General features: G+C 69.3%; 27 protein-coding genes. 16 read left to right on the top strand and 11 right to left on the bottom strand.

Annotated elements, in window-relative coordinates; all coding sequences use genetic code 11:
- Positions 1–7 precede the first annotated feature (7 nt).
- Complete coding sequence (locus AB0B72_RS20435; RefSeq protein ID WP_367740417.1) at positions 8–1,036, top strand: alcohol dehydrogenase catalytic domain-containing protein; 1,029 nt, start codon at positions 8–10, stop codon at positions 1,034–1,036.
- Between the two features lie 22 nt (positions 1,037–1,058).
- Here AB0B72_RS20435 and AB0B72_RS20440 read toward each other — a convergent pair whose 3' ends face one another.
- The 5 genes from AB0B72_RS20440 to cseB all read right to left on the bottom strand — a co-directional run bounded on the left by AB0B72_RS20440 (position 1,059) and on the right by cseB (position 5,395).
- Positions 1,059–1,910, bottom strand: a complete 852-nt coding sequence (locus tag AB0B72_RS20440; protein WP_367740418.1) for a DUF72 domain-containing protein — start codon at positions 1,908–1,910, stop codon at positions 1,059–1,061.
- Positions 1,911–2,011: 101 nt separating this feature from the next.
- Complete coding sequence (locus AB0B72_RS20445) at positions 2,012–2,590, bottom strand: GNAT family N-acetyltransferase (protein ID WP_367740419.1); 579 nt, start codon at positions 2,588–2,590, stop codon at positions 2,012–2,014.
- Between the two features lie 64 nt (positions 2,591–2,654).
- A complete protein-coding gene (locus AB0B72_RS20450; RefSeq protein ID WP_367740420.1) occupies positions 2,655–3,302 on the bottom strand; it encodes a M15 family metallopeptidase in 648 nt (215 codons plus the stop codon).
- 109 nt (positions 3,303–3,411) lie between these two features.
- Entirely contained in the window at positions 3,412–4,677 is a 1,266-nt protein-coding gene (locus tag AB0B72_RS20455; RefSeq protein ID WP_367740421.1) for a sensor histidine kinase, read from the bottom strand.
- Position 4,678: 1 nt separating this feature from the next.
- Positions 4,679–5,395, bottom strand: a complete 717-nt coding sequence (gene cseB, locus AB0B72_RS20460; protein ID WP_367740422.1) for a two-component system response regulator CseB — start codon at positions 5,393–5,395, stop codon at positions 4,679–4,681.
- A 173-nt stretch (positions 5,396–5,568) separates the two neighbouring features.
- Here cseB and AB0B72_RS20465 point away from each other — a divergent pair, with 173 nt between their 5' ends.
- Complete coding sequence (locus AB0B72_RS20465; protein WP_367740423.1) at positions 5,569–6,291, top strand: TetR/AcrR family transcriptional regulator; 723 nt, start codon at positions 5,569–5,571, stop codon at positions 6,289–6,291.
- 22 nt (positions 6,292–6,313) lie between these two features.
- Complete coding sequence (locus AB0B72_RS20470) at positions 6,314–7,159, top strand: oxidoreductase (RefSeq protein WP_367740424.1); 846 nt, start codon at positions 6,314–6,316, stop codon at positions 7,157–7,159.
- Between the two features lie 58 nt (positions 7,160–7,217).
- On the opposite strand, the gene AB0B72_RS20475 is transcribed toward AB0B72_RS20470, so the two are convergent.
- Positions 7,218–7,814 carry a TetR/AcrR family transcriptional regulator gene (locus tag AB0B72_RS20475; RefSeq protein ID WP_367740426.1) on the bottom strand — a complete coding sequence of 199 codons (597 nt, stop codon included), beginning with the start codon at positions 7,812–7,814 and terminating at the stop codon, positions 7,218–7,220.
- 81 nt (positions 7,815–7,895) lie between these two features.
- Here AB0B72_RS20475 and AB0B72_RS20480 point away from each other — a divergent pair, with 81 nt between their 5' ends.
- On the top strand, positions 7,896–8,666 hold the full coding sequence (locus tag AB0B72_RS20480; RefSeq protein WP_367740427.1) for an SDR family oxidoreductase: 771 nt from the start codon (positions 7,896–7,898) through the stop codon (positions 8,664–8,666).
- Between the two features lie 25 nt (positions 8,667–8,691).
- On the opposite strand, the gene AB0B72_RS20485 is transcribed toward AB0B72_RS20480, so the two are convergent.
- Positions 8,692–9,261, bottom strand: a complete 570-nt coding sequence (locus AB0B72_RS20485) for a TetR/AcrR family transcriptional regulator (RefSeq protein ID WP_367740428.1) — start codon at positions 9,259–9,261, stop codon at positions 8,692–8,694.
- Positions 9,262–9,369: 108 nt separating this feature from the next.
- Between AB0B72_RS20485 and AB0B72_RS20490 the strand changes: the two genes are divergently transcribed.
- Entirely contained in the window at positions 9,370–10,320 is a 951-nt protein-coding gene (locus tag AB0B72_RS20490; protein ID WP_367740429.1) for an SDR family NAD(P)-dependent oxidoreductase, read from the top strand.
- 257 nt (positions 10,321–10,577) lie between these two features.
- Positions 10,578–11,639, top strand: coding sequence for a 5'-nucleotidase C-terminal domain-containing protein (locus AB0B72_RS20495; RefSeq protein WP_367740430.1), 1,062 nt, complete (start codon positions 10,578–10,580; stop codon positions 11,637–11,639).
- 140 nt (positions 11,640–11,779) lie between these two features.
- Here the strand turns inward: AB0B72_RS20495 and AB0B72_RS20500 are convergent, their stop codons facing one another.
- Both AB0B72_RS20500 and AB0B72_RS20505 read right to left on the bottom strand, forming a co-directional pair.
- Entirely contained in the window at positions 11,780–13,054 is a 1,275-nt protein-coding gene (locus AB0B72_RS20500) for a glycosyltransferase (RefSeq protein ID WP_367740431.1), read from the bottom strand.
- Positions 13,051–15,288, bottom strand: a complete 2,238-nt coding sequence (locus tag AB0B72_RS20505; protein WP_367740471.1) for a glycoside hydrolase domain-containing protein — start codon at positions 15,286–15,288, stop codon at positions 13,051–13,053. Before AB0B72_RS20505 ends, AB0B72_RS20500 begins: the two co-directional genes overlap by 4 nt.
- 220 nt (positions 15,289–15,508) lie before the next feature.
- On the opposite strand from AB0B72_RS20505, the gene AB0B72_RS20510 reads away from it, so the two are divergent.
- The 7 genes from AB0B72_RS20510 to AB0B72_RS20540 all read left to right on the top strand — a co-directional run bounded on the left by AB0B72_RS20510 (position 15,509) and on the right by AB0B72_RS20540 (position 21,200).
- Entirely contained in the window at positions 15,509–16,081 is a 573-nt protein-coding gene (locus AB0B72_RS20510) for an RNA polymerase sigma factor (RefSeq protein WP_367740432.1), read from the top strand.
- A 2-nt stretch (positions 16,082–16,083) separates the two neighbouring features.
- The gene (locus AB0B72_RS20515; RefSeq protein ID WP_367740433.1) at positions 16,084–16,701 is read left to right on the top strand and encodes a hypothetical protein; all 618 of its coding nucleotides are present in this window, start codon (positions 16,084–16,086) and stop codon (positions 16,699–16,701) included.
- 139 nt (positions 16,702–16,840) lie between these two features.
- The gene (locus AB0B72_RS20520) at positions 16,841–17,818 is read left to right on the top strand and encodes a MerR family transcriptional regulator (RefSeq protein WP_367740434.1); all 978 of its coding nucleotides are present in this window, start codon (positions 16,841–16,843) and stop codon (positions 17,816–17,818) included.
- A 119-nt stretch (positions 17,819–17,937) separates the two neighbouring features.
- Positions 17,938–18,585: a DUF1707 domain-containing protein gene (locus AB0B72_RS20525; protein WP_367740435.1), complete on the top strand. Its 648-nt coding sequence runs from the start codon at positions 17,938–17,940 to the stop codon at positions 18,583–18,585.
- Positions 18,586–18,750: 165 nt separating this feature from the next.
- Positions 18,751–19,107, top strand: coding sequence for a VOC family protein (locus tag AB0B72_RS20530; RefSeq protein ID WP_367740436.1), 357 nt, complete (start codon positions 18,751–18,753; stop codon positions 19,105–19,107).
- A gap of 198 nt (positions 19,108–19,305) precedes the next feature.
- A complete protein-coding gene (locus tag AB0B72_RS20535) occupies positions 19,306–20,070 on the top strand; it encodes an alpha/beta hydrolase family protein (RefSeq protein ID WP_367740437.1) in 765 nt (254 codons plus the stop codon).
- Positions 20,071–20,219: 149 nt separating this feature from the next.
- Positions 20,220–21,200, top strand: coding sequence for a PQQ-binding-like beta-propeller repeat protein (locus AB0B72_RS20540; protein ID WP_367740473.1), 981 nt, complete (start codon positions 20,220–20,222; stop codon positions 21,198–21,200).
- A 161-nt stretch (positions 21,201–21,361) separates the two neighbouring features.
- Here the strand turns inward: AB0B72_RS20540 and AB0B72_RS20545 are convergent, their stop codons facing one another.
- Both AB0B72_RS20545 and AB0B72_RS20550 read right to left on the bottom strand, forming a co-directional pair.
- Complete coding sequence (locus tag AB0B72_RS20545; RefSeq protein ID WP_367740438.1) at positions 21,362–21,940, bottom strand: hypothetical protein; 579 nt, start codon at positions 21,938–21,940, stop codon at positions 21,362–21,364.
- Positions 21,941–22,009: 69 nt separating this feature from the next.
- Positions 22,010–22,609, bottom strand: a complete 600-nt coding sequence (locus AB0B72_RS20550; RefSeq protein ID WP_367740439.1) for a hypothetical protein — start codon at positions 22,607–22,609, stop codon at positions 22,010–22,012.
- A gap of 332 nt (positions 22,610–22,941) precedes the next feature.
- Here AB0B72_RS20550 and AB0B72_RS20555 point away from each other — a divergent pair, with 332 nt between their 5' ends.
- The 3 genes from AB0B72_RS20555 (at position 22,942) to AB0B72_RS20565 (ending at position 25,456) form a co-directional block, all read left to right on the top strand.
- On the top strand, positions 22,942–23,526 hold the full coding sequence (locus AB0B72_RS20555; RefSeq protein WP_367740441.1) for a hypothetical protein: 585 nt from the start codon (positions 22,942–22,944) through the stop codon (positions 23,524–23,526).
- 134 nt (positions 23,527–23,660) lie between these two features.
- Positions 23,661–24,791, top strand: coding sequence for a sensor histidine kinase (locus tag AB0B72_RS20560; protein ID WP_367740442.1), 1,131 nt, complete (start codon positions 23,661–23,663; stop codon positions 24,789–24,791).
- On the top strand, positions 24,788–25,456 hold the full coding sequence (locus AB0B72_RS20565) for a response regulator (protein WP_367740443.1): 669 nt from the start codon (positions 24,788–24,790) through the stop codon (positions 25,454–25,456). The genes AB0B72_RS20560 and AB0B72_RS20565 overlap by 4 nt, the downstream gene beginning before the upstream one ends.
- The last annotated feature ends 119 nt before the right edge of the window (positions 25,457–25,575 follow it).

Genomic DNA, 25,575 nt, shown 5'->3' on the forward strand with positions numbered 1-25,575 from the left:
AGGTTCCATGTCCACGACCACTCACCGGCGGATGCGGCTCAGCGAGCCCGGACTCGACTTCGGCCTCGTCGAGGAGCCCGTCCCGGAACCGGGCATCGATCAGGTCCGCGTGATCGTCGAGGCATGCGGGGTCTGCGGCCACTCCGACACGCTGATCGCCTCGGGACACATCCCGGGCACGCGCTTCCCGCTCACCCTCGGCCACGAGATCGCCGGCCGCGTCGACTCCCTCGGGCCTGGCGTGACCGGATGGGCCGTCGGCGACCGGGTCGCGATCGGCTGGTACGGCGGAAGCTGCGGGCACTGCGACGCCTGCCGTACCGGCGACGGCGTCCACTGCCCCGAGCTGCAGATTCCCGGCGTCGCCTATCCCGGCGGCTACTCCGACTCCGTCATCGTCCCCTCGATGGCGCTGGCCGCCGTTCCAGGCGAGCTCACGGCGGCCGAGGCAGGGCCGCTGGCCTGCGCCGGCGTGACCACGTTCAACGCGCTCCGCCGGAGCGCCGCGCGACCGGGTGACACCGTCGCCATCCTCGGAGTCGGCGGCCTCGGCCACCTCGGGGTGCAGTTCGCGGCGAAGATGGGGTTCGACACCGTCGCGATCGCGCGCGGCGCGGAGAAGGCCGACCTGGCCCGGCGGCTCGGAGCCGGCCACTACATCGACAGCACCGGATCCGACGTGGCGCAGGAGCTTCAGGCGCTCGGCGGAGCCAAGGTCGTCCTCGCCACGGTGAACGCGGCCGAAACCATGTCGGCGGCGATCGACGGGTTGAGCAGGCGCGGCGAGCTCGTGATCGTGGGCATCTCCATGGACAGGCTGGACGTGACGGCACTCCAGCTGGTTCAGGGAGGCAGGCGTGTCTACGGCCACGCCTCGGGCACCGCGGTGGACACCCAGGACACGATGCGATTCGCCGCGCAGACCGGCATCCGGCCGTGGATCGAGGAGATGCCGCTGGAGGAAGCCGCCGCCGCTTTCGGAAAGGCGAGCAGCGGGGCCGCCCGGTTCCGCATGGTGCTCACCACCGGGAACTGAAGGCCGCCCGGCAAGAGGGCGTTCAGAAGAGCGTCAGCGGCTCGGCGGGCATGGGCTCGGGCAGCGGCTCGACCTGCGGCAGCCGGGCACGTACGTCGTCGTGGAAACGGCGGGCCAGCGGCAGTGCGTCGGCATTGTCGGGGGTGTGGATGAAGACGGTCGGCGAGCGGCCCTCGCGCAGCCAGTCGGTGACCGTGCCGATCCACTGCTGCCAGCCCTCGATCGTGTGCTCCGTGGCGTCCCGGCCCAGGTAGCGGATGATCGGGCGGTCCGTGAGAGCGGCCGACCGGCGCGGCACGCGCGGCTTCTTCGCCCACGCGTCCCGCTCGGCGTCACTGGTCGGAGGGCTCTGGAAGAGCACGGTCGTGTCGAACGGGATCCACTCGGCATCGGCCGCGGTGAGCACCTCTTCGAGGAGCCGTACGGACCGCGCGTCGTCGAAGAACGCGCGGTGGCGGACCTCCACGGCGTACCTGTACGAGCCGGGAAGCCGGCGAAGGAAGCCCGCGAGCGTGCCGAGGTCGGCGGGGCCGAACGAGCCCGGAAGCTGGACCCAGAGAGCGTGGGCTCGCGACCCGAGCGGCTCGATCGCCTCCAGGAACGATCGGACCTCGTCGTCGGCGCCGGTGAGGCGGCGCTCATGCGTGATCGACTTGGGCAGCTTCGCCACGAGGCGGAAGTCGGGGCCGGTCTGCCGCGCCCATGACTCCACCGTGCTCCGCGACGGTGTCGCGTAGAACGTCGTGTTGCCCTCCACGGCGTTGCACCAGGTGGCGTAGGAACGCAGGCGTTCGCCCGGAGGGAGCGGATGGGGCAGGAAGCGCCCCTGCCAAGGCGCGTGAGTCCACATCGCGCATCCCACATGAAGCCGCATGCCCCGACGCTATCCAAGGCCGGCCGGGGAAAACACGCCCGGCTGCCCCGGGAGGCCGCTCCGGTCACTGGCCACGATGGTGCGCCACGACTCGTACCAGGTCAGGAGTCGCTGTCGAGACGGGCGTGGAGGTGCATGTCGTGCCAGCCGTCGGCATGGAGGCCCTCTCCCCGTTTCGTGCCCTCCGCGGCGAAGCCGGCATGCTGCGCGACCCGGCAGGACGCGGCGTTCTCCGTGGAGTGGCACAGCTCGACGCGGTGCAGCCGGAGCGTCGAGAAGCACCACGCCGTCACGGCGGCCAGCGCCCGCGGGGCGACGCGACGACCGCGCGCGCCCGGCAGCACCCAGTACGACACCTCGGCCAGGCCGTCGGCGAGGACCACCCGGCGCAGGCTGATCTGCCCGGCGACCTCCTGGGCCTCTCCCGCGTCGAGCACGGCCCATCCGGCGCCGGTCTCGCCCCGCCACCGGTCCGGCCAGGCGCCTATCCAGTCGCGGGCCTCGTCGTCGGTCATCGTCCGGCAGTGCCAGCGCCGGATGGCGGGATCGGCGTAGGCCGCGACGACCGCCCGGAGATCCGACGGCCGCCAGGGCCGGAGCACCAGGCCGTTCGCATGGATCTCGGGCTGCGTCAGCGCCGCCATCGAGCCGGGCGGCACTGCGGGTGGGAGTGCCGGCACGCGACGACCGTACGGCACGCGACTGACAGCGCCGGCCCACGGGCCACCGGAAAGCAAGACCGCGCTATCCGTTGCTCGCGTCGGGGAGCATCCCGGGACAGGTGCCTCCCGGTGTCGTGGCGAGCTCGAAGTGCCACATCTCGTTCGAATAGATCTGACACAACCCGTAGTCCGTGCCGTGCCGGCTGAGCCAGTCGTCGGCGTCCGTCGGGCCGATGTCCACCGCGTCGCCGGTGACATGGTGTGACTGTGCGGGAGCGCTGACGCGGCGGCGGGCCTCCCGCTCGCCGTACTTGACGACCGCTTCGCCGAGGAGCTGCCGCTGGTACGCCTCGCTCCGCCAGCCCGTCGTCAGGAACATCTCGACGCCGTCGCGGGCCGCGGCGTCCGCCGCCTTCTGTACGGCGTGCAGCAGCTTCGGGTCCAGGTTGGCGATCGCGGGGAGCTGGGTGTCGTGGGGAGAGACATGCCCGCCGTCCGGGACGAATCCATCCTCGACGCCCACGGTGTGCCCCGCGCTGTCAACGGAAGAGCCGGGCCCCGGCTCGGTAGCGGCGGTGTGCGCCCATCGGGGGCCGAAGTCGACCGCCGCCGCGCCGAGGCCGGCTACGGCGGCGATCGCCAACACGGTGATGACCGTTCGCTTGGGCGTGCGCCGGCGCACGCGGGCAGAGGGCGGGCGCAGGAGCGTGGTTCGTGTGTCGTCGTACATGCCCGCCACCATGCGCGGCGCGGGTGTCCCCGCTGCCGCCGCGGCGTATCCGTAGCCGCTTAGGTGTGTATCGGCTACGTGTCAGCCCTTGCCCGCCTTCCGGGAGGGGTCAGCCCTCGGAGCGGGCGCCGTCCGGCAGGCGGAGCGTGGCGACGGCGCCGCCGTCGGACGCGTTGGCGAAGTCGAGCCCGGCGCCGATCACCCCGGCCTGGCCGAGGGCGATGGTCAGGCCCAGACCGTGGCCTCGGCCGCGCTCGGCCGCACCGGTGCGGAAGCGCTGCGGTCCGTCTGTCAGCAAGTCGCCGGGAAATCCGGGGCCGTGGTCCCGTACGACGATCGTCGTGCCGCGCACGGTGACGTCGACCGGGGGCCGTCCGTGCCGGTAGGCGTTGGTGACCAGATTGGCGATGATCCGGTCGAGACGGCGCGGATCGGTGTCGGCGACCGGGTCACTGGTCACCGTCAGCCGGGCCTGGAGTCCCGTACGGCCCAGGGACTCCTCGACGACCCGGCCCAGCGGCACCGGGATGCGATCGGCCCGCTCCGCGCCCGCGTCGAGGCGGGAGATCTCCAGCAGGTCCTCCACGAGCGTCCGCAGGACCCGCACCCGGCCCCTGACCAGGTCGGTGACCTCGCTCTCCGGCAGCAACTCGGTGGAGACGACCAGGCCCATCAGGGGAGTTCGCAGTTCGTGGGCGACATCGGCGGTGAAGCGCTGCTCGCTCAGCAGCCGCTCCCGCAGGCTGTCCGCCATCGAGTCGACGGCGGCCGAGATCTCGGCGATCTCGTCTCCGCCACGGCCGCCCGCCCCGATCCGGGCGTCCACGTCTCCATCCGCGATACGCCTCGCGGTCCGGGCCACCCGCCTCAGCCTCCGGTTGGGCAGCTCGGCGCCCAGCGCCGCCAAGGGCACCACCACGGCGAGCGCGGCCAGCGACGCCATCACGACGTGCCGGTCGAGCGCCTTCAGGCCGCGCATCTCGGACGTCATGTCGATCTTCACGGCCAGCACCTGGTCGCCGGCCTGCTGTGCCCCCCACATCCAGGTGATGTCCGGCCGGCGGTCGTCGAACCAGGTGCTGAACTCACCCGTGCTCCTGGCCCGCGTGACGAGTGCGGGCGGGATCTCATCGGGATCCAGCCCGTCGGCCGGCATGACACCCGTACGCCGGTAGTCGTTCACCACGGGTGACATCGCGACGAAAGCCCGGTCATGGCCCAGACTCATGGCACGCTCGAAGGTGCTCCGATGAACCAGCACCCCGACGGCCAGCGCGACCGAGCAGGACGCCACGGCCACCAGCGCGGCGATCTTCCAGCGCAGCGACCGCCAGTTCAGCAGTGCGCGTGACGCCTGGGCGACGGCGTGTCCCACCTCAGCGCCGCAACTTGTAGCCGAAGCCGCGGACCGTCTCGATCCGGTCCACACCGATCTTCTTACGGAGCCGCTGGACGCACAGGTCGACCACCCGGCTGTCGCCGTCCCACCCGTAGTCCCAGACGTTGCGCAGCAGCGTCTGGCGGTCGAGGACGATCCCCGGATTGGCCGCGAACTCCAGCAGCAACCGCAACTCGGTGGGGGCCAGCGCGACCGGCTCGCCGGCCAGGAACACCTCCAGGCCGTCGGTGTCGATGGCCAGGTCACCGAAGACCACGTCGGACGGAGGTTCGGGAGCCTGCTCGGGGCCGGGGGAGAACGTGGCGCGGCGCAGCAGGGAACGGATCCTGGCCACGAGCACCGAGGTGTCGACCGGCTTGACGACATAGTCGTCGGCGCCCGCCTCCAGACCCGCCACCACGTCCAGCGCGTCACCACGCGCCGACATCATCAGGATCGGGACCAGGCTCCATTCCCTGACCTTCCGGCACAGTCCGATGCCGTCGAGGCCCGGGAGCATCACGTCGAGCAGGAGCACGTCATGCCGCTGCTCCCTGAGCAGTTCGAGCCCGGTGAGGCCGTCGCCCGCTGTGCTCACGCGGTAGCCGTAGCGCTCCAGCACCATCCCGACCGTCGTACGGATCACCTCGTCGTCCTCGACGAGCAGCACCGTGACAGGGGCGGACGGCCCGCCAGCAGCACTCGAAACCGACATAGCTCCCCAAACATGACACAAGAGGCGAAAGAGCCAATATATGGGCTGTCTTGTGCGCCAACCGGTTCCGCACTCCGCACCGGACCGGGGTTGCGGATGCCCCCGGGGCGGAGTTACGGTGTTGACTTGTTGACCAAGTTTCATATCCGGTCAAAAATTCCAAAGGACGTACGGTGCTGGGACGACCTAGGCAGGACCTCAACCGGGCGGATCGGATCCTCGACGCCGCAGCCGAGCTGCTCGTGCGCCTCGGCTACCGAAAGGTCACGATCGAGGACATCGCCCAGCCGATCGGCATCGGCAAGGGCACGGTCTACCTGCACTGGCGCACCAAGCAGGAGCTCTTCGAGGCTCTGCTCCTGCGCGAGGCCATCATCTACGTCGAGCGGCTCGCGGATGAGCTTCGCCGGGACCCGGCCGTGGTGCTGCCACATCGCCTGCTGGCCGCGTCATTCCTGATCATTCACGACAGGCCCGTGCTGCGGGCGATGTTCACCGGGGATGCGGAACGGCTGCGGGCCAGGCCGGCCGACAGCTCCATACGCGGCCACGAGTTGCTCGCCACCGCCAGGTTCTTCGACGTCCTGACCCGCCACGGCCTGTTGCGCGACGACGTGCCCGATGTTCTGTACGCGTTGAGCGCGACACATGGCGGCTTCCTGCTCCTCGACACCCTGGATCCGGCGGCCGCCGAGCTCGACGTGCGGGCGAGGGCCGACGCGCTCGCGCATGTCGTCCACGCTGCCTTCGAGCCGTCGGACCGGCCGGATCCGCAGGCTCTGGCCGCGGCGGCCGCGGAAGTGCTGGACGTCATCGAGGACGTGATCCCGCCCTACCGTGAGTGGATCTACGGCTACCGGCGCACCGGTGACCCCGGCCGGCTCCCCGTCACCTGATCCAGAATTGAGGCGAACACAAATGGTGGCCAAGGTCTGTCTTGTCACAGGCGCCTCGTCCGGCATCGGCCATGCCACGGCGCTCGGCCTCCTCCACGCCGGTCACACCGTGTACGGCGCCGCGCGACGTGTGGAGAAGATGAGCGCCATCCGCGCGGCCGGCGGCCACATCTCGCCGGTGGACGTCACCGAGGAGGCCGACCTTCAACGCGTCGTGAGCACCGTTCTCGCCGAACAAGGCAGGATCGACGTCCTGGTCAACAACGCCGGGGCCGGCCTCTACGGCGCCGCCGAGGATGTGCCGATCGAACGGGCACGCGACCTGTTCGAGATCAACCTCTTCGGCGTGGCCCGGCTGACCCAGCTCGTCCTGCCGCACATGCGGGAACACGGGTCGGGCACGATCATCAACGTCTCCTCGATCGCCGGCGTGATCGCGCTCCCGCTCGGCTGCTGGTATCACGCCTCGAAACACGCCCTTGAGGCGTACTCCGACACGCTCCGCCGGGAGGTCGGGCGATTCGGCATCCGCGTCGTGGTCGTCCAGCCCGGCCTCGTCAAGACCGAGTTCCAGCGGGAGACCGCCCGGCAACTGCGCGAGTTCTCCGGCGACGGGGCGTACCAGGACCTCGCCGAGGCGATGATCATCCAGTCCGAGAAGGCGTTCGGCGAGACCAGCAAGGCGTCCGATCCCGCCGTCGTGGCCAGGACCATCACCAGAGCCGTCGAATCGGCCAGGCCGAAGACGCGGTACGCCGTCGGCTATCTCGCCAAGCCGGTGGTGCTGCTCAGCAAACTCATGCCGTCCCGCGCCTTCGACGCGCTGACCGCCCGCAGCAGCGGCCGGCGCGACTCCGTCCGGCCCTGATCCGAGCCGGCGCCGCCCACTCTCCGGCCCGGAAGGCGTCCATGAGACAGCCGAGCCGTTACGCCGGCCTGGTGATCGCACGGGTCAGCTCGGCCGCCACGCCTGCGGTGAGGGGTGACTGGGCGATCAGGAGCCGGTACCACATGAGCCCGTAGATCTGGTCCATCGTCAGTTCCAGGTCGGTCTCCGCCGGCAGCTCGCCACGCTCCTGACCTCGCATGAGCAGAGCGCGGAGCTCGTTCCTGCGGGCGGCGACGAACTCACGCATTCCCTGGGCGGCCGTGGTCTCCCGCAGCGCCTCGGCCATGAGGCCGCGGAGCAGCGCGCCCTCACGCTCGACGGCGCGGAAGGTGTCGGCCAGGAACGTCTCCAGATCCGTGGCCAGCGCGCCGGTGTCGGGGATGGTCACCTCCTCCTGGGCGCGTTCGACCACCGCCTCCAGCAGCACCGCCCCCTTGGAGGGCCACCAGCGGTAGATCGTGTGCTTGCTGACGCCTGCCGCCTGGGCGATCGCGTCGATCGACACGGCGATGCCCTCCGACCGGGCGAGCAGGTCCGCCGCGCGGTCCAGCACGGCCTGCCGTACGGCGGGGTTGCGCCGGCGGCCCGTATGGGGACGGGATGCGGCCGGCACGTGAGGCGGGTCGGGTGACATGATCCGACCCTACCATTTGACGAAACTGACAGTTCCGACAATGGTGGAGACCGACGTGACCTGCACGAAAAGGGGGAAACCGTGGATCTGAACCTGCGCGGGAAGAGCGCACTCGTAACCGGGGCGTCGAAAGGCATCGGGGCGGCGACCGCCGAGGTCCTCGCGGAGGAGGGCTGTGAGGTGCACCTGGCCGCCCGCGGCGCGCCCGCACTCGAGGACCTCGCACGCAGGCTGCGCGTCACCTACGGCGTCGGCGCGCATGTGCACCCGGTCGACCTCCGGCGGTCAGAGGATCTGGCACGCCTCGCCGCCGACGTCCCGGATCTCGACATCCTGGTCAACAACGCCGGTGACATCCCGGGCGGTTCGCTCGACGCGGTCGACGGCAGAGCCTGGCGGCACGGCTGGGACCTCAAGGTCTTCGGGTACGTCGACCTCACCCGGCTGATCTACGCACGGATGAAGACTCGCGGACATGGCGTGATCATCAACAACATCGGCATGGCCGGCGAGAGAGCCGACTTCGACTACATCGCAGGAAGCTCCGGCAACGCCGCCCTGATGGCGTTCACGCGGGCGCTGGGCGGCCGCAGTCTCGGCGACGGCATCCGCGTCGTCGGAGTCAACCCCGGCCCGGTGGCGACCGAGCGCATTCTCACCCTCCTGGACGCCTCCGCACGCAGCCGATCCGGAGCCGAGAGCGCCTACACAGAGCTGACGGCGGCCTTCCCGCGGGGCCGTGCCGCCGCTCCACGGGAGGTCGCCGACCTCATCGCCTTCATCGCCTCCGACCGGTCCGCATACACCAGCGGCGTCGTCTTCACCATCGACGGCGGCATGTCCGCCGCGTGAGCTACGAGCGTCACCTCGGCGCCGCCTACTTGCGGGCGCGGAAGGCGTCCATGAGATAGCCGAGCAGGCGCTCGACCTGATCGGGGTCGAGCGCCGCCATGGCGGCACCGTTCGCGGCCACCAGGACGTCGAGCGGATCGATATCCGGCCGCAGGACGCTGTCCCGCACCCCGGCGTCGATGAGACGGCCGACGGCGTCGAGCGCGAGAGCCCTGGCACCCGGGAAGGCCACGGCGTCCGTGCCGGTCGCCGCCGTGGCGCGCAAGGCCTGCGCGAGGCCGTGCTTGGCGGCCAGGTAGTCCGTCCAGCGTCCCAACCAGGCGCGCAGCGCCTCATCCGCCGGCATCGCCGCGAGCAGTTCGTCCGCCGAATCGCAGACCCGCGCGAGCTCGCTCGCGTGCGCGGCCTCGATGAGGGCCTCGCGGGTGGGGAAATGCCGGTACAGGGTGCCGATGCCCACGCCGGCCTCCTTCGCGATGCCCTTCAGCGAGGTGCCAGGGCCTTCGCGGGCGAACGCGCGCGTCGCGATCTCGAGGAGCCGCTCACGGTTGGCCCGGGCGTCGGCTCGGGGCTGTCTGGATTCCTTCGTGTCCATGGATCGCTTCCTGCGGGAGACTCTCACGTTGCAAACGGACCCGGGTCCGCTTACAGTCGACGCTAATCGGACCCTGCTCCGTTTATCTTATGCGTAAGGAACATCACCATGAGCACAGAACGCGTCACAACCCCCTTCGGACCGGCCACCACCGCCGGGGAAGTGGTCGCGGGCGTCGACCTGACCGGCAAGAAGGCCATCGTGACCGGAGCGTCGTCCGGAATCGGCGCGGAGACCGCCAGGGCGCTCGCCAAGGCCGGCGCCGACGTCACCCTCGCGGTGCGCGACATCGCCGGGGGCGAGAAGGTGGCCGCCGGCATCGAGGAGTCCACCGGCGACGCGCACGTACGCGTCGCCCACCTTGACCTGTCGGACCGTGGCTCGATCGACGCCTTCGCCACCTCGTGGCGAGGTCCGCTCGACATCCTGGTCGACAACGCCGGCATCATGGCCACGCCCGAGCGGCGTACCCCCGAGGGATGGGAGATGCAGTTCGCCACCAACCACCTCGGCCACTTCGCCCTCACCCTCGGGCTGTACGACGCCCTCGCGGCCGCACAGCACGCCCGGGTCGTCGTCGTCAGCTCTGTGGGCCACGTCAACGGGGACATCATCTGGGACGACGTCCACTTCGAGAAGAACCCCTACGACGAGTGGAAGGCCTACAGCCAGTCCAAGACCGCGAACATCCTGTTCGCCGTCGAGGCCGCCAAGCGCTGGGCCGGCGACGGCATCGCCGTCAACGCTCTCAATCCCGGCCGCATCTGGGGCACGCGCCTGTCCCGGCACATGTCGGCCCCGCCCGCGTCGTTCGAGCCCGAATCCAGCGACGGCGTGTCGGTCAAGGACATCCCCCAAGGCGCGGCCACCTCGGCCCTCCTGGCCGCCTCCCCCCTCGTCGAAGGCGTGACCGGAAGGTACTTCGAGGACTGCCAGGAGGCGTCCCCGCACACGCCCGGGCTCCGGCGCGGCTTCGCGGCATACGCCGTCGACCCCGAAGCCGCCGCACGCCTCTGGCGGATGTCCCTCGACATGATCGAAGACGCCGCCGCACGGTGATTTGCGGCTCGGACTGCTCCACGTCCGGTACACGCGGCCCCTTATTACGTGGCCTTCATACACGGCCATATACACGCGATATACACCTGGCCTTTATACACGGCCTCTGTACACGCATTTACGCGCCGGCACGGCGTGCTCATGAAGGCGGCGCATGGGCGATCGCGCGGAATTGTCGGTCGTTCCATTTAAGGTATTCCTCGAAGAGGACGGGCTAATCCGTCGTCTATTGTCGCCGTTCTCAGGAGAGGAATTCTGTGGACCTATTAAGCAGGACCGGGCGTCGAATCGTGGGGCTGGCGGCCTTTGTCGCCCTCGCGTCCGGCACCTTCGTCCCGGCGGCGCATGCCGCCCCTGAGTCAGCCATCTCCGCTACGGCTTCCGCTTCGCCGGAGGCGTCGTCCGGGCAGGACGATCCCGTTCAGAACCCCGTTCAGAAGCTCACCATCTTCTTCGAGCGGACCACCGCCTCGAAGTGCCCGGTGACCTTCAAGGTGCATGGCTCCTTCCAGGGGCTTCCCGCCGGCCCGCAGCTCGTCCGGTATCGCGTCGTCGGCACCGAGATTTGGAAGACCATCAAGGTGCCGGCCGGCCACGGCGCGGTGTACACCACCGTGCTGGAGACGCTCAACTGGGACTGGGACTGGGACTGGGACGAGGACGGGGACGGGGAGACGGCCGAGACCTCGGTGCGGATCGAGGTCAGGCAGCCGGACGGTCTCACGTCCAACGCCCTCTACTACTTCAAGTGCGGTTCGCCGCCGGAGGGGGCGACGTTCGGCGAGACCACCGAGAACGTCGAGCTGACCACCGCCGGCGGCCCGCTGGCCGAGCTGACCGCCGACGCCTACCTGGACGCGGTCCAAGCGATCTCCGGCGCGGAGGTCGCCCTGGTCAGCAGGTACGGGTTCTCCTCGGACCTGGACGCGGGCCCGGTCACCTACGAGGACCTGTGGGCCACCCGGCCGTCGGGGATCGCCGTGGACGTGTACGCGATGACCGGCGCGCAGCTCAAGACGCTGCTGGCCTACCAGAACCCGTCGGGCTGGGTGCTCACCCCCTCAGCTTCGCTCCGCTACACCGTGGAGGGAGGGGTGGTGACCGAGATCACGCTGAACGGCGTCCCGGTGACCGACACCCAAGAGATCAAGATCGCGGCCAACTACACGCTTGCGGGCGGTTGGGAAGGCTTCCCGAGATGGGAGGGAAGCACCAGCTTCTACCACGGCGGGCCCGACGACCGAGGAGCGCTGGCGACCTACATCGCGAAGAACTCGCCGGTGGCGGCGCCGGCGGGAGACCGCGTCACCATTCGATGAGCGATACCTGACCGGAGGATCGCCGTGATCGCCGGGGGGAATCACTCCGCCCGGCGATTCGCCGTCGGCGACATGTCGCTTGCTTCGCCTGGAAACGAGGGCCTATTGACGGAAAGGACGGACGCGCCGGCTCCAAAAGGTCAGTGGACGCCGACGGCGGGAGCGGGCTGCGGGAAAAGGCCGTCGAACACCGCGCCCCGGTCGAAGGACATCGCGCGGGCGCGGGCGCGAAGCTCCATCTCCTGCCGTTCGGCGGCGGACATCTCCAGGACCACCCGGTCCACGGCCGCCGCCAGACCGGCGATGTCCCCGGGCTCGACGATGACGGCGGTGTCGCCGACCGCCTCGCCGGTCCCGCCCGTCGTGGTGGTGATGATCGGCCCGCCGCCGGCCAGCATCTTCTCGGCCAGGGCGATGCCGAACGTCTCGATGAAGTCGGGCTCAGGCTTGGTGGGCAGCGCGTACGCCGCGCAGCCGCGCATGAGCAGCGACTTCTCGTTGTCGTCGACGTCGGTGAGGAAGACCACCCGGTCGTCTTCCTTGGCCATCGCCTGCACGTGCTCCAGCGCAGGCCCGGTGCCGGCGACGACCAGTTTCATGCGTGGCCGGCACCGCATCTGACCGAACGCGATCAGCAGGTCGTAGATCCCCTTGGCCCGGGCGACCCGGGACAGGAACAGGATGTACCCGTCGCGCTCCAGGCCGCGCCGCGCGAGCGCGAAGTCCACATGCGCCGGATCCAGGTCGAGGAAGGCGGAGGAGTCGATCGGCGGGTAGCTGATGGTCACGCGACGCCGGCACTGCTCGGCGAACGTGGTGCCGCAGTGAGCGTCCACCTGCTCGGCCGAGGCGATGATCTCGTCCCGGGTGTACTCGGAGACCGCGACGACCTCGTCGTTGGCCAGGAACGTGGTGAACAGCACGGTCGCCGCGCCGAACCGGCCCTCCCGCAGGCACGACCGGATCACGTTGGTCACGTCGGAGCCGACCGCCTTCGCGACGGTGCGGACGTCCGGCGCGAACCCGGCCGCGCGGGCGGCTGTGACCGCGTCGATGGCCACCGTGGTGTGCGGAACCAGGTACATCGACAGGATGGTCGTGGGCACCGGTTCGGCGAGCAGCTCGACGAGGCGGCCGGTCAGGCCGGCCTGGTGGCGCCCGTCCGGCACCCGGTAGTCCCCGATCGCCTCCGGCCGCTCCACGGTGATCCCGGGGCTGTACGGCAGTAACCGGTCGAGCGGCTTGAGCGGCAGCCCGGCCGCCTGGAGCACGGGAATCGGCCAGGTCAGCAGCCGTACGTCGTCGAACCCGCGGGTCAGCGCCACCTCGGCGAGGTTGCGGGCTTCGCCGGAGTGGCCGCAGATCACCGGGTCGGCCCTGACCACGATGACGAGACGGCGTCGGGGGTGGGTCATCGTGCTTCCTCCGGTGTCGCGGGATCGGAAAGGGACGGCGGGCGGATCCCCCGCCCCCACGCTGACGGCTCCGGCCCCAGTCGCAGGTGCAACAGGCCGCCGCGGTGCACGTCGGCCGCGCTCAGGTGCGTCGCCTGCAGGGGTTTGCCGTTGAGGGTCGCCGACTGGACGTACTGCGCCGGCGGGTCGCGCTCGATGCCGTCGACGCCGATCGGCGTCTCGCGGTGCCCGCTGGTCTCGATGACGAACTCGTTGCCGCCCGCCCGGAGCACGGCCCGCGCGAACGCGGGCGCGTTGACGAGGAACAGGCTCTGGCCGGCCACCGGGAACAGCCCCAGCGACGCCCAGACGTACCACGAGCTCAGGCCGCCGGAGTCGTCGTTGCCGGGCAGCCCGCCAGGTCCGGTGCCGAACTGCCAGGTCAGCGCGGCGTGAACCACCTGAGCCGTACGGTCGGGCCGGCCCGCGTAGTGGTACGCCCACGGCGCCTCCATGTCGGGCTCGTTGTTCAACCCCTCGAACCGGCTCAGGGCGTACCCGGCCGCCATCTCCGTCGCCTGCGGGCTCCGGCCGGGCTGCGTCACCGGTGCGGCCCCGAAGCCGAAGAACCTGTCCAGCTTGCCGACGAAGGCCTCGTCGCCGCCGGTCAGGGCGATCCTGGCGGCCATGTCGTGCAGCAGGCGGAACGAGTAGTTCCACTTGCCGCCCTCGTAGAACTCCGAGTCGCGCAGCAGTCCCGTGGCCGGGTCGAAGGCGTTGACCCACTGGCGGCCGCGATTTTCGAGATCGTCGGCCAGGCGCCGGTCGTTCAGCGCCCGGGCGACCTGCGCCGTGCAGTGATGGGCGTAGGCGAGGTCGAGGGTGTGGCTGATCGGGTGCACGACGCCGTGCTCTGCGAAGTCCTCGCCGTACATGCGGCGCAGGTCGTCGACCATGTGCACGAGCGCCCAGTTCCAGTCCAGGCCCGCCCGGCCGAGAGCGTGGGCGTCCGCCAGCGCGGTGTGGACGAGCGCGCTGGCCTGGCGGAAGAACCGGTCCGCGCCGCGGGCCATCCGGTATCCGATGGGGAAGTTGCCCTCTTCCTCGCAGACCCGGATCAACGACTCCAGCAGGTCCGCGGCCCGGTCCGGGACGATGGCCGCGAGCAGCGGGATCTGAGTCTTGTAGATGTCCCACATGGTGCACACGTCGAACGCGTACGGCCCGGGGGTGGGCCAGAACGGGCTTTCGTCGTCGGTGACGCATGGCTTGATCAGCGAGTGGTAGAGCGCCGTCGCGAACACGGTCCGGCGGGCCGGTGTGCCCCCCTCGACCTGCACACGGTCGACGTGGTCGCCCCAGGAGGCCACGGTCCGGGAGCGTACCGAGTCGAACGCCGGCCGCGAGTGCCCGCACTCGCGCTCCAGGTTCTGCCGCGCCTGGTCGCACCCGCGCAGCGAGAACCCGAGCCGCACCTCGATGGTCTCCCCCGGAGCGGCCTGACCCATGAACAGCATGCCGAAAGGCCGCAGCGTGGTGTGCCGGATGCTGTCGAAGTCCAGGCGGGTGCCGCCGTCGATGAGCCGCCGGTCGTACCAGAGCATCTGCCGCCAGCCCGGACTGTCGACCTCCAGGTACACCGACAGCGGGACGCCCTCCATCACCACCGTGCCCTGGGCCCGGCCGTGGCTCATGCTCTCCACCTGTGCCCGCAACGGCACGGTACGGCCGAGCTCGACGGCCAGGCCGCCGCAGGACAGGTCGACCACCACACGGGCGCTGCTGTGCTGCGGGAACGTGTACCGGTGCACGGCGACCTTGGGCCCCACGGTGAGTTCACAGCGCACCCCGGTGTCCAGGGTGGCCGCGTAGTAGCCCGCCTCCGCCACCTCGTCGTGCAACGCCCACGCCTCACCCAGCGCGTCCAGCGGCTGCACCATCGGGGTGACCCGAACGTAGTTGTAGTACTTGCGGATGGCGCCGGTTCCGGACTGCTGGAAATGGGTGAACCCGGACGCCTGCGACCGCGCGAACATCTCCTCGGGCACACCCTCGGTGTTCTTGGTGTACCGCCCGTACCCCGTCGGGTACGCGCCGGAGTAGGCACAGGCCGACACCATGCCCAGCGGCGACGTCGCACCCGGGTGCGTGTTGCCCACCTGCGGTTTCGGCCACCACCAAGTGGCGGCCAGACCATGCCCTCGCGGCAGGTCGGTCACCGAGGTACCGATGAATGGGTCAATGTCGTAGAGGATGGCGGGACTGTACCCCGCGCGGTCCCACCTTTAGGTTTCGGGCAGATGAAATGCCGCGTCCAACCGCACTGAGCACCGGAACCGCACACCGGCGCCGGTGATCACCGGTGGAGCCGGCGGCCCGGCGCGGGCACCTGCCACCCCTCCCGCCGTCCGTGAAGGATTTCGGTCCGGCGCGGTAAGTACAGGTGACCGCATACGCCACGAAGGGCCGACATGCATGACAATCCCCCGCGAAGTCGTCGAGGCCGACGACGCGACTCTCATTGAGAGATCGCTGGACGAGCCTGAGATCTTCGCCGTCCTGTTCGACCGGCACGCGCCACTCCTGCATCGCTACGTGACCAGGCGGCTGGGACCCAGCGAAGCGGAGGACGTCGTGGCCGACACCTTTCTTGCCGCGTTCCAGCACCGGAGCGATTACGACCGGGGCCGCTCCGACGCCCGACCGTGGCTGTACGGCATCGCCTCCAACCTGATCGGCAAGCGGCGGCGCACCGAGACGAACCTCTACCGCGCGTACATCCGCAGCGGCGTGCATCCGGCGGAGATACCGGGTCTCCAGGTGGAGGACGGAGTCAACACCCTGGCCGTCAACCGGCCGCTGGCACGCGCCCTGCTGGGCCTCACCCGAGCCGATCGCGACGTGCTGCTGCTCGTCGCCTGGGCCGAGCTGAGCTACCAGGAGGTCGCCGACGCGCTCGCCATCCCGCCGGGCACCGTCGCCTCGCGGCTCAACCGAGCCCGTACGCAGATCCGTCAAGCCCTGAACCAGGAAGAGCGAGGAGAATGACCATGGACGCACTGAAGAGCATGTGGGAGACCATTCCAGCCGCCACCCCGGCCGAACTCGCCGGAGCGCGGCAGCGGCTTCTCGACGGGATGCGCCCCCGGCGGCGCTTCGTCACCGCTCCCCGGCTGCTGGTCGCGGCCGGTGTCGCGGCGGTCGCCGCCGTCACACCGTTGATCGCCGGAAACGGCACCCCCGCCTACGCGGTGGCCGAGAGCGCGGACGGCACGCTCACGGTGACCCTCAACGAACTGCGCGACCCCGACGGGCTTGAGGCCAAGCTGCGTGCGGCCGGCGTCAAGGCGGATGTGACGTTCCTGGCCGCGGGCACGCGGTGCGCCGGCCCCCGGTTCGCCGGCGCGGATGCGATGTACGGCGGGCCGGCCGCCGCAGGGCCGGACGAGCTACGTGCGCTCGTGGAGGGATCACGTTCGTCCAAGGCCACCAAGGTGACCTCCATACGGACGGTCCGCATCTCCCCGGAGTACATCAAGCCGGGTGAGACGCTCGTAATGGAGTTCCGCGACAACCCGAGCACACAAAGGCCGTGGCAGCTCGGAAGCTGGCTGGCCCGGGCGAACACCCCCGTGCAGCCGTGCACGCCCATCCCCGACGCCAACTGAGGGCTGTACGGCCCGAGATGTCGTGCCGCGACAGGTCCGTGGTGCGGCGCGGCCGATGCCCTCCGCCACGCGCCTTCTGCCACCTGCCTTCTGGGGCGCGCCTTCTGGGGCGCGCCTTCCGGGGCGCGCCTTCCGGGGCGTGGCGGACGCTGAAACGCCCTTCCGCCTTGAGTCTCGAGTGACTCGAAGGTGCAGGCTCGTCCTCGTGAGTGACCGAACGGAGCTTTACACCGTAGGCCAGATCGCTCGGCGTACCGGTCTTTCCGTACACACCATCCGGTTCTGGTCCGACAGCGGCCTGATAGCACCCACTGACCGCTCGGCCGGCGGGTACCGCCTGTACGACATCGACGCCCTGGCTCGATTCGACCTGGTCCGGACGCTGCGCGAGCTCGGCATCGGATTGGAGGCCATTCAGACGATCCTGGCGCGACGAGCCACGGTGGCCGAGGTGGCCGAGGTCCACGCCCGAGCGCTGGACGCGGAGATCAAGGCGCTGAAGCTCCGCCGCGCCGTACTTGGTGCGATCGCCAAGCGCGGCGGTACAACCGAGGAGACGATGATGACGCACAAACTCGTTCAACTGTCCGCGACGCAACGGCAGCAGGTCATCGACGAGTTCATCGAGAACACGTTCTCTGGGATCACGCTGGACGGCGACGCCGAGGTGGTCGTGAAGTGGATGCGGGAGTTACCCGGCGAGCTGCCGGACGATCCGACGTCACGCCAGGTCGAGGCCTGGATCGAGCTGGCCGACCTGGTGGCCGGCGAGGACTTCCGGCACCGGCTCCGGCAGATCGCATCGCCCGGAGCCGCGTCGGTGGCGTCCCGCTACGGCTATGAGCTCCGGTCGCTGACCCTGGAGCACGCCGGCCGGGCGATAGACGAGTCAATCGCGCCGGACTCGGTCGAAGGCCGGTCGGTTCTGAACCACATCATCAAGCCCGATATGCCGAGCGACGAACGCAGCCAACTGATTCAGTGGCTCGAGATCGTCGCCGACGCCCAGGTGGAGCGCTACTGGCAGCTGATAGCCGTGCTCAACGACCGTGAACCGTTTCCTTCGGCCATGCCCGCTTTCACCTGGCTGATCGCCGCTGTCCACGCTCACGGCTGAGCCGCCGCTCAAGACCGGCAATCCGCGGCTCTGAAGGCCACGGGTTGCCGGACGCCGGGGACATGATTCGGCCACTCAAGCCCACATACGTGGGCGGCCGCACCATTTACAGTGAAGACATGTCTGGCGAATTGGTCCCCGGCCGGGGCGAGTTGCGCGCGTCTCACGAAGATCGAGACCAGGTCGTGGAGTGGCTTCGAGTCGCCGCCGGAGACGGCCGGCTGAGCGCGGAAGAGCTGGACGAACGGCTTGAGGTGGCGCTGACTGCGCGTACGTACGGGGAACTCGAGGCGCTGATCACGGATCTGCCGGCGGCCGGACCGGCGTTGGCGACCGGTGTCGCGGCCGCTCCCCCGAAGGAGACGTCGCGGATCGAGGTCGGCAGCGGGAGCACGAAGCGCGACGGCCCTTGGGCGGTGCCGCGGCGCATGGAGATCGAGTGCAGGAGTGGCTCCGTCGTTCTCGACTTCACCAGTGCCGTCATCACATCGCCCACCTTGGAGATCGAGGCATCGGTGCGCAGCGGGTCGGTGACGCTGGTGGTTCCGCCGGACGTCTTCGTCGACGTCGACGATGTGGCGGTGAACAGCGGCAGCGTGCAAAATCGCACGCATGTCGCCCCTGGCACGCCGGTCCGGCTACGCGTCCATGTGACGGGGAAGGTGCGCGCGGGCACCATCAGGGTGCGCCCGCCCAGGCCGCCCCGCCGCGGTTTCTGGCAATGGCTGCTGCGGCGCCCTCGACCGACGAAAGCACTCACTCGCTGACGAAGCCAGCCCTCGGGCATGCGGCGTTCGTTCGACCGGGGTCACGATGTGCGTCTCCCATCGGAGGACGAACCAGCACCCCCTGTGCGATCCGAAGGTCGCGGCAGCATGCATCTCACGGCATGATGAAGTATCTTGATGTCAAGATGCATGGAGGGAGCCGTCATGCTTCATCATGTGCAGCTGGCTTGTCCCCCGGGAAGCGAAGCCGTCCTGCGAGCCTTCTACGAAGGCGTGCTGGGGCTGACGGAGATCCCCAAGCCTCCCGTTCTCGCCTCCCGCGGCGGATGCTGGTTCCGCGGCCACGACGGCATCGAGTTGCATCTCGGCGTCGAAGCCGACTTCCGTCCGGCACGCAAAGCGCACCCAGGTCTCCTGGTCCGCGATATCGACCAGTGGGCCCGGCGCCTCGGCGAAGCGGGGTATCCCGTCGCCTTCGACGACGATTTCCCGGGGATGCGTCGTTTCTACAGTGAGGATCCCCACGGCAACCGTCTGGAGTTCCTCGAACCGATCAGCTGACACCCCCGCTCGAAAACGGCTGGGCCGGAGGATGCTCGGGCTGGTAACTTGCAGGCGGCCGTGACACCACCCGAGGAGGTGAGACCCATGAACGCTGTATCGAAGTGGGTGCTCCCTCTCTTCTTCATGGTCGGGCGGTTGACGTAGGTGCCGCCGGGAGCGCCGCGACAACAAGGCACTCCCGAAAGGCAACAACCTGTGCATTCTCTCCACTTCACTGCGGAGACCTCCTCGAACGGTGTGGTCGAACGCGACTTCACTGTGGGTGAGGTCCCCGGTGTGCTCTGGTCGCCCGAGTCCGGCGGCGAGCGCGCGCCCTTGGTGCTCATGGGTCACGGTGGCGGCACCCACAAGAAGGCGCCGGCGATGAGCGGCCGTGCGCAGCTCCTCGTGACCGGCTGCGGTTTCCACGTCGCCGTCATCGACGCGCCCGGGCACGGGGACCGGCCCCGTACGGCGCACGACGAGCGGGAGATCGCCGCACTGTACCGGGCGAGGGCGGCGGGCGAGCCGGAAGGCCCGATCGTCGTCCGCTACAACGCCCACCTGGCGGAGCTCGCCGTGCCGGAATGGCAGGCGACCCTGGACGCCCTCCAGGAGCTGCCGGAGATCGGCGTCCAAGGACCGGTCGGCTATCTCGGCCTGAACATGGGCACCGCGATCGGCGTACCACTGACGGCGATCGAACCCAGGATCACGGCTGCGGTCTTCGGCCTCCACTGGCCCGATCTCCTGGCCGAGACGGCGAAGCGGATCACCATCCCGATCGAGTTCGTGCTCCAGTGGGACGACGAGCACATCCCGCGCCAGTCCGGTCTGGCGTTGTTCGACGCCTTCGCCTCCAGGGAGAAGACGCTGCACGCCAACGCGGGCAAGCACAAGGAGACGCCGAGGTTCGAGGCCGACAGCGCGGTCCGGTTCTTCGCCCGGCACCTCGGCCGTACGGTGAGCCCGCCGTCCTGATGTGAGCGGTATCGGCGCCCGGCCGGCGGCCGGGCGCCATGGCCGATCGGCGCAGGCCGCGCTCACGTGCCGGAGGGATCCTCCGAGTGCCGCTCCACCTGCGGTTGATGTGACCGGCGACCGCCTGGTGCACTGGTCGCGTGATCGGGATGACGCTGTGGGAGCGGCAACTCCACCAAAGGACCTCCACGTCCGCGATGGCAGTCGCGGAAGACTGCATCGTCGTCCATGAACGCCAGACTCGGCTTGTCTGCCTGAATCGCCATGACGGCTCGACCCGCTGGGACATCCCGACAGGAACTCGGCCGCGAGCCGTCGTCATCGCCGGCGACCGATGTCTCTGCCTCGCGCAGAACAGCGATCAACTGTCCTGCGTCAACCTCACGACGGGCTCGCCGGTGTGGCAGGCTGGCCTGCCAAGGTACTCGGGACATGTCGTGGCGACCGCGGACACGGTCATCGTGGGCGGCTGGCGTGGCTACACGCCCATGGCGGGGTTCGACCTGTACGACGGACGGCTTCTGTGGCTGACACAGCACCGCACGAACACGGTGCTTCCTCTGCCATGGGGCGGCGGCGTACTGCTGGGGAACGGCACGAAAGCGTGGCTGATCGATCCCCGAGACGGCGGGGAGCTTGGCTGGTGGCGCCTACCGCAACCGATGGCGGACACCGATGACCGCCCCGCGTTCACCCTGATCGACCATGACCGATGCCTGGCGCTGTGCGGACAACGGTCCCTTGTCGGAATTCAGCTCACCTCGACTCTGGTGGATCGGCTCTTTCAGCATGATGCCGATCTCACGGCCTCGGCTGCCGAGTTCGCCGGTGGTGTGCTCTTTTCGCAGGAGCGGGGCGCCGGTTATGTCGCCGTCGATCCTGAGTACGGATCGGCGTTGTGGAAGGTGGATGTCGGGCAGCCGCTCGCCGAAGGTGTCGGCCGAGACGACAAGGGCTTCGTGATGGTCAGCCGAGACGGCGTGCTCTTGCGCCTGAGCTCCGACGGGCACGTCCTCGATCGGTCCTCATCGGCTTCCAGGGTCATCGCGCTGCGCGGCCTCGGAGCCGGGGAAATGGTGCTGATCACCAAGGGAACCCTACGGATGATCGTTGTCGACCGCTTCGGCTAGGCCATTCTTGCCACCGCAATACGCGGCCGCGAAACGCTTCCCAAGCGTGCGCTCGATCACCGTGCCCGTGACAGGGCTCCCGCGTAGAGGTCACTGCCGTAGCCGGCTGGACGGGGGGCGGATGGCCGGTCACAGGATGGCCTACTGTCGCATTGCCTGGCCTATTCCACCCACCACCAGCCGTTGTCGAGGTTGCGAACCGGACGGCCGACATCGCCCGCTGCGGTTGCAATCACGCTCTCTCGGCCGTACGGCAGGAAAGCGATTCCCGCGCCGGTCTCGCCCCGCCACCGATCAAGAGACACGGGCAAGTAGAGGGCGTTGCGTTGGCGCTCAACCTGGCCGTTCACCGACACGTACTTCATCCAGGAGGGCACCGTGAACGGCCGGCCGCTCTCATAGGCACCGGCCAACTCGGTGAAGGTGTCGCGATGCAACCAGAACACCCCGTCCACGTAGAGGGCGTTCCAGTCCGTTACCCGGATACCGGCCCATATGACCAGCATGATCACCGTCGCCAAGCCGCATCGCCCGTACGCCCTGACCGCCAGGTACGCGAACGCAGTCTTCGTTGACCAGAAAATCGCCCACACCCAGGCGACCGCGATCAGGAACCAGCTGAGCGACAGGCTCATCTGCGACAACGGAATCCACAGGACTTCGAGGCCGATGAGGGCGATCCAGCCGGAGGACGCGAACGCGAGAAGCCAGGGAAGCCGTATGCGCTGTCTCACTGTCACAGAGATAGTCTGACCGGGGAGTTGCGCGGAAGCTGTCGGCTTCCCGCGATACAAGCTTGGATGCATCCTCTACAGGTAGTCCCGCCAAAACGCGACCGTGGCCTGCGGCTGCCACGTCTCGGCGTGCTCAGGATACGGGTCCCGAAACTCCCGGTCGATGTAGTCGACCAGGTCGGTCCCGTAGTAAATGGTGTCCGTGCCCCGCATGGACAGGACCGGATGCCCGAAGGTTCCACGGCCGGCCGGCAGAAATCGATGCGCGTAGACCGGAACCATTCTGGGGACATCCGCCAGCCGTAGCCGGGCTGTCTCGATGGCTTCGAGAGGATCACTCGGCCGATTTCCCCAGCTCGATGGCCAGTGGCCATGCTCGACGTCCCACAGAATATAACCGATCGGCCATTCCACATGTTCTCGTAGTTTCTCAGGGTCACCGTTGCGCCAGTCGGGCCACGGGTTCTTCCACGCCTGGCCCTCTTCCCAAGGCTCACGCACGGGTAACCCTGCTGCCAGGAAAGCCCGGTGGTCGTCGGCGAACTCGAATCCGTACTCGTGCTCGACGCGAGCGAACTCCGCCTCGGAAAGTCCGTCCTCGATTTCACAGCAGCCCAGCTGAGCCAGCCGACGCGCGGCCTCGGCGCCCAACCGGGCACCCTCGTTACCCGCCATCTCCCGAATCTAGCGCTTGCAGCTTGTAGCGCTGATTCAGCCGGCGTGGACATGTCAGCGATAGCGGGCCGGCGGTGGACGCGTCGAAGTCGGCAAGCTCATGAGCAGGAGCGGAGAATCATACGGGCGGCCCGAGCCGCCGGCGGCCGGGACCAGGCGAGCGCCCCCGGACTGCGCCTGATATCTGCCTCTGGTGCGCCGGGATATCGCCGATACGAGGGAGACGCACTCCCTCGTGAGAGGGAGCGCCGAGATCGCTCTCCCCGGCGATTACTTCCAGGCCGGAGAAATCCAGGATTGAGGTGTAAGCGAACCACTGAGGAGTCTCCCGCATGAACCCCCGCATCGCATTCGTCGCAGCCCCCTTGCTCGTCATGGCCTATGGGGTGATCCGGATCCTCGACGGACTCGACGGCAGCCGCGGCCCCGGTCTCGCCTGGACCACCGGTCATCTCGCCTTCGTCGCGGCCCTGGCCCTGTTCGTCTCCACCTTCCTGCAGATGCGCCGGATGGCGGGACGAAACGCCCTCTCCACGGTGAGCGCCACGATCGGGATCGTCGGCATCGTGGCGCTTTCCACGCAGTTCGTCATCGACATGGTGGTCGGCTTCCTGTCCGCCGACCATGCCGGTATGGGCGTCCTCTTCGACCAGATCCAGGCCGTCCCCGGTGTCTCCGCCGCCGTCTACGACGGCGGTCCGTTCCTCTTCTACATCGGCCAGCTCGCGCTCGTCGTCCAGCTCGCCGTCATCCGCCGCGTCAAGGTCTGGACGCCCCTCCTGGTCCTGGTCGACCTCCTCCTCCCACTCATCGACAAGGACTTCATCCCGGTCGGGGCCGTCTTCCTGCTCGTCTCCTTCATCCCTCTCTCCGGTCAGGTCTCCCGTACCGCCGAGCCCCTCCCCGCCGTCGCGTGACAGGACGCCGAGCGGCGGGCCGCCTGGTCCGTCGTTTCGCGTTCCCCGGTTTCGCCGTGCCGGAAGGCCGGGAAGAGGGGGCAAGATTGGACGCTGTGTCCGCCTTGCCACACTTTGTCCAAGCTCGCGCCTGGTTGAGATCCCTACCGCCTCCATGGCTGGATGCGGCGCTCGCCGTACTGGTGATGGGCGTGCAGCTGTGGCCGTTCCTCTCCCACGAGAACCCGGACACCGTGCCATGGCACTGGTGGGGATACACAGTCGTGGTCGCCGCCGCCGTGCCGATGGCGTGGCGACGGCGGGCTCCAGTGGCCGCGCTGATATGCACTCTCGGCGCGACCTCCCTCTACGATCTCGTGGACGAGGTCCCCTCACAACCGATCTGGTACGGCGGGCTCATCACTCTCTACACGGTCGCCGCCTACTCCTCGCGCCTGCCCCGCGTGATCATGCTCGTCTTCTCGGTCGGCGGGGGTCTGATCCTGGTCGGCTCCTCGGAGACCGCGCTGCGCGGCGTTGTGCTGTTCGTCGCCGCGTACGCGATCGGCCGCGCCTCCGCCGCCTCCCGTGCGTACGCCACCGCCTTGGAGGAGCGAGCCTCCCGGCTGGAGTACGACCGCCAGGCCGAGATCGAACGGGCCGCCGAGCGCGAGCGAGCCCGGATCGCCCGCGACATGCACGACATCCTCGCCCACGCGGTCAGCCTCATGGTGGTGCAGGCCGAGGCCGGCCCTGTTGTGGTCAGAAGCGATCCGGCCCGCGCCGAGGCCGCCTTCGACGCGATCGCCTCCGCGGGACGCGACGCCATGGTCCAGCTCCGCCGCATGCTGACCGCGCTCAAGGAGGACACGGGTTCGCGCGCGCCGCAGCCGACCATCGACGACCTGGCCGAGCTGGCCGACCAGGTCTCCGATGCCGGGCTCGACGTGACGTACTCCACCTCGGGTGACCGCAGGCCGCTCCTTCCCGACATCGAGGTCGCCGCCTACCGGGTGACCCAGGAAGCCCTCACCAACATCGTCAAGCACGCGGGCGCCACCCGTGCCGACATTCGGCTCCTCTGGCAGGATGACACACTCATGATCATCATCACCGACGACGGCCGCGGCTCCGGGCCGTCCTTCCCCAGCGGCGGGAACGGTCTCATCGGCATCCGCGAGCGCGCCGCCGCCTTCGGCGGCTCCGCCGCCATGGGCCCTCGACCGGACGGGCCGGGTTTCCAGGTGCTCGTACGGCTGCCGCTGGCACAGGCGGTGCCTGCATGACCGTGAGAATCGTGGTGGCCGACGACCAGGAGCTGGTGCGCGCCGGGTTCAGCATGATCCTCGACGCGCAGCCCGACATCGAGGTCGTCGCCGAGGCGAACGACGGCGCCGAGGCCGTCGCGGCGGTCCGTGAGCATCGGCCGGACGTGCTCCTCCTCGACATCCGCATGCCCACGATGAACGGCATCGAGGCGGCCAGGATCGTGTGCGCCGAGACCGGCTGCCGGGTGCTCGTGCTGACCACGTTCGACCTGGACGACTACGTTTACGACGCGCTGCGAGCGGGCGCGAGCGGATTCCTGCTCAAGGACGTCCGCCGCGACGACCTCGTTCACGCGGTGCGGGTGGTCGCGGCCGGAGAGTCACTCCTCGCGCCCTCCGTCACAAAGAAGCTGATCGCCGAGTTCACCTCCAGAGCGGTCACCCGTCCTGTCACTCCACCTGCTGAGCGACTCGCCGTACTCACCGTTCGCGAGCAGGAGACGCTTCGGATGATCGCGCGGGGACTGTCCAACGCGGAGATCGCCGAAGCCATGGTGCTCAGCGAGCACACGGTGAAAACGCACGTCAGCAACGTGCTCACCAAACTCGGGCTGCGCGATCGGGTACAGGCGGTGGTCGCCGCCTACGAGACCGGTCTCGCGATCCCCGGCGGATCGGCGTAGCCGCCGACGGCCCACCACACCGTTCCGGTCCGAACAGCCGACCGGCTTGCCGCCCCTGGTGCGGGGGAGGACGGCCCTGTCCGTGATCGATTCCGGGGCCGCATGCCGGCGACCACGAC

Source organism: Microbispora sp. NPDC049125 (genome assembly GCF_040802045.1).
Taxonomy (GTDB): domain Bacteria; phylum Actinomycetota; class Actinomycetes; order Streptosporangiales; family Streptosporangiaceae; genus Microbispora.

Excerpts from the sequence above, each read along its gene's own strand:
- AB0B72_RS20435 (WP_367740417.1), top strand. The coding sequence starts at position 8 with ATGTCCACGACCACTCACCGGCGGATGCGGCTCAGCGAGCCCGGACTC.
- AB0B72_RS20440 (WP_367740418.1), bottom strand. The coding sequence starts at position 1,910 with ATGCGGCTTCATGTGGGATGCGCGATGTGGACTCACGCGCCTTGGCAG.
- AB0B72_RS20450 (WP_367740420.1), bottom strand. The coding sequence starts at position 3,302 with ATGTACGACGACACACGAACCACGCTCCTGCGCCCGCCCTCTGCCCGC.
- cseB (WP_367740422.1), bottom strand. The coding sequence starts at position 5,395 with ATGTCGGTTTCGAGTGCTGCTGGCGGGCCGTCCGCCCCTGTCACGGTG.
- AB0B72_RS20470 (WP_367740424.1), top strand. The coding sequence starts at position 6,314 with ATGGTGGCCAAGGTCTGTCTTGTCACAGGCGCCTCGTCCGGCATCGGC.
- AB0B72_RS20475 (WP_367740426.1), bottom strand. The coding sequence starts at position 7,814 with ATGTCACCCGACCCGCCTCACGTGCCGGCCGCATCCCGTCCCCATACG.
- AB0B72_RS20485 (WP_367740428.1), bottom strand. The coding sequence starts at position 9,261 with ATGGACACGAAGGAATCCAGACAGCCCCGAGCCGACGCCCGGGCCAAC.
- AB0B72_RS20490 (WP_367740429.1), top strand. The coding sequence starts at position 9,370 with ATGAGCACAGAACGCGTCACAACCCCCTTCGGACCGGCCACCACCGCC.
- AB0B72_RS20500 (WP_367740431.1), bottom strand. The coding sequence starts at position 13,054 with ATGACCCACCCCCGACGCCGTCTCGTCATCGTGGTCAGGGCCGACCCG.
- AB0B72_RS20510 (WP_367740432.1), top strand. The coding sequence starts at position 15,509 with ATGACAATCCCCCGCGAAGTCGTCGAGGCCGACGACGCGACTCTCATT.
- AB0B72_RS20515 (WP_367740433.1), top strand. The coding sequence starts at position 16,084 with ATGGACGCACTGAAGAGCATGTGGGAGACCATTCCAGCCGCCACCCCG.
- AB0B72_RS20525 (WP_367740435.1), top strand. The coding sequence starts at position 17,938 with ATGTCTGGCGAATTGGTCCCCGGCCGGGGCGAGTTGCGCGCGTCTCAC.
- AB0B72_RS20530 (WP_367740436.1), top strand. The coding sequence starts at position 18,751 with ATGCTTCATCATGTGCAGCTGGCTTGTCCCCCGGGAAGCGAAGCCGTC.
- AB0B72_RS20540 (WP_367740473.1), top strand. The coding sequence starts at position 20,220 with ATGACGCTGTGGGAGCGGCAACTCCACCAAAGGACCTCCACGTCCGCG.
- AB0B72_RS20550 (WP_367740439.1), bottom strand. The coding sequence starts at position 22,609 with ATGGCGGGTAACGAGGGTGCCCGGTTGGGCGCCGAGGCCGCGCGTCGG.
- AB0B72_RS20555 (WP_367740441.1), top strand. The coding sequence starts at position 22,942 with ATGAACCCCCGCATCGCATTCGTCGCAGCCCCCTTGCTCGTCATGGCC.
- AB0B72_RS20565 (WP_367740443.1), top strand. The coding sequence starts at position 24,788 with ATGACCGTGAGAATCGTGGTGGCCGACGACCAGGAGCTGGTGCGCGCC.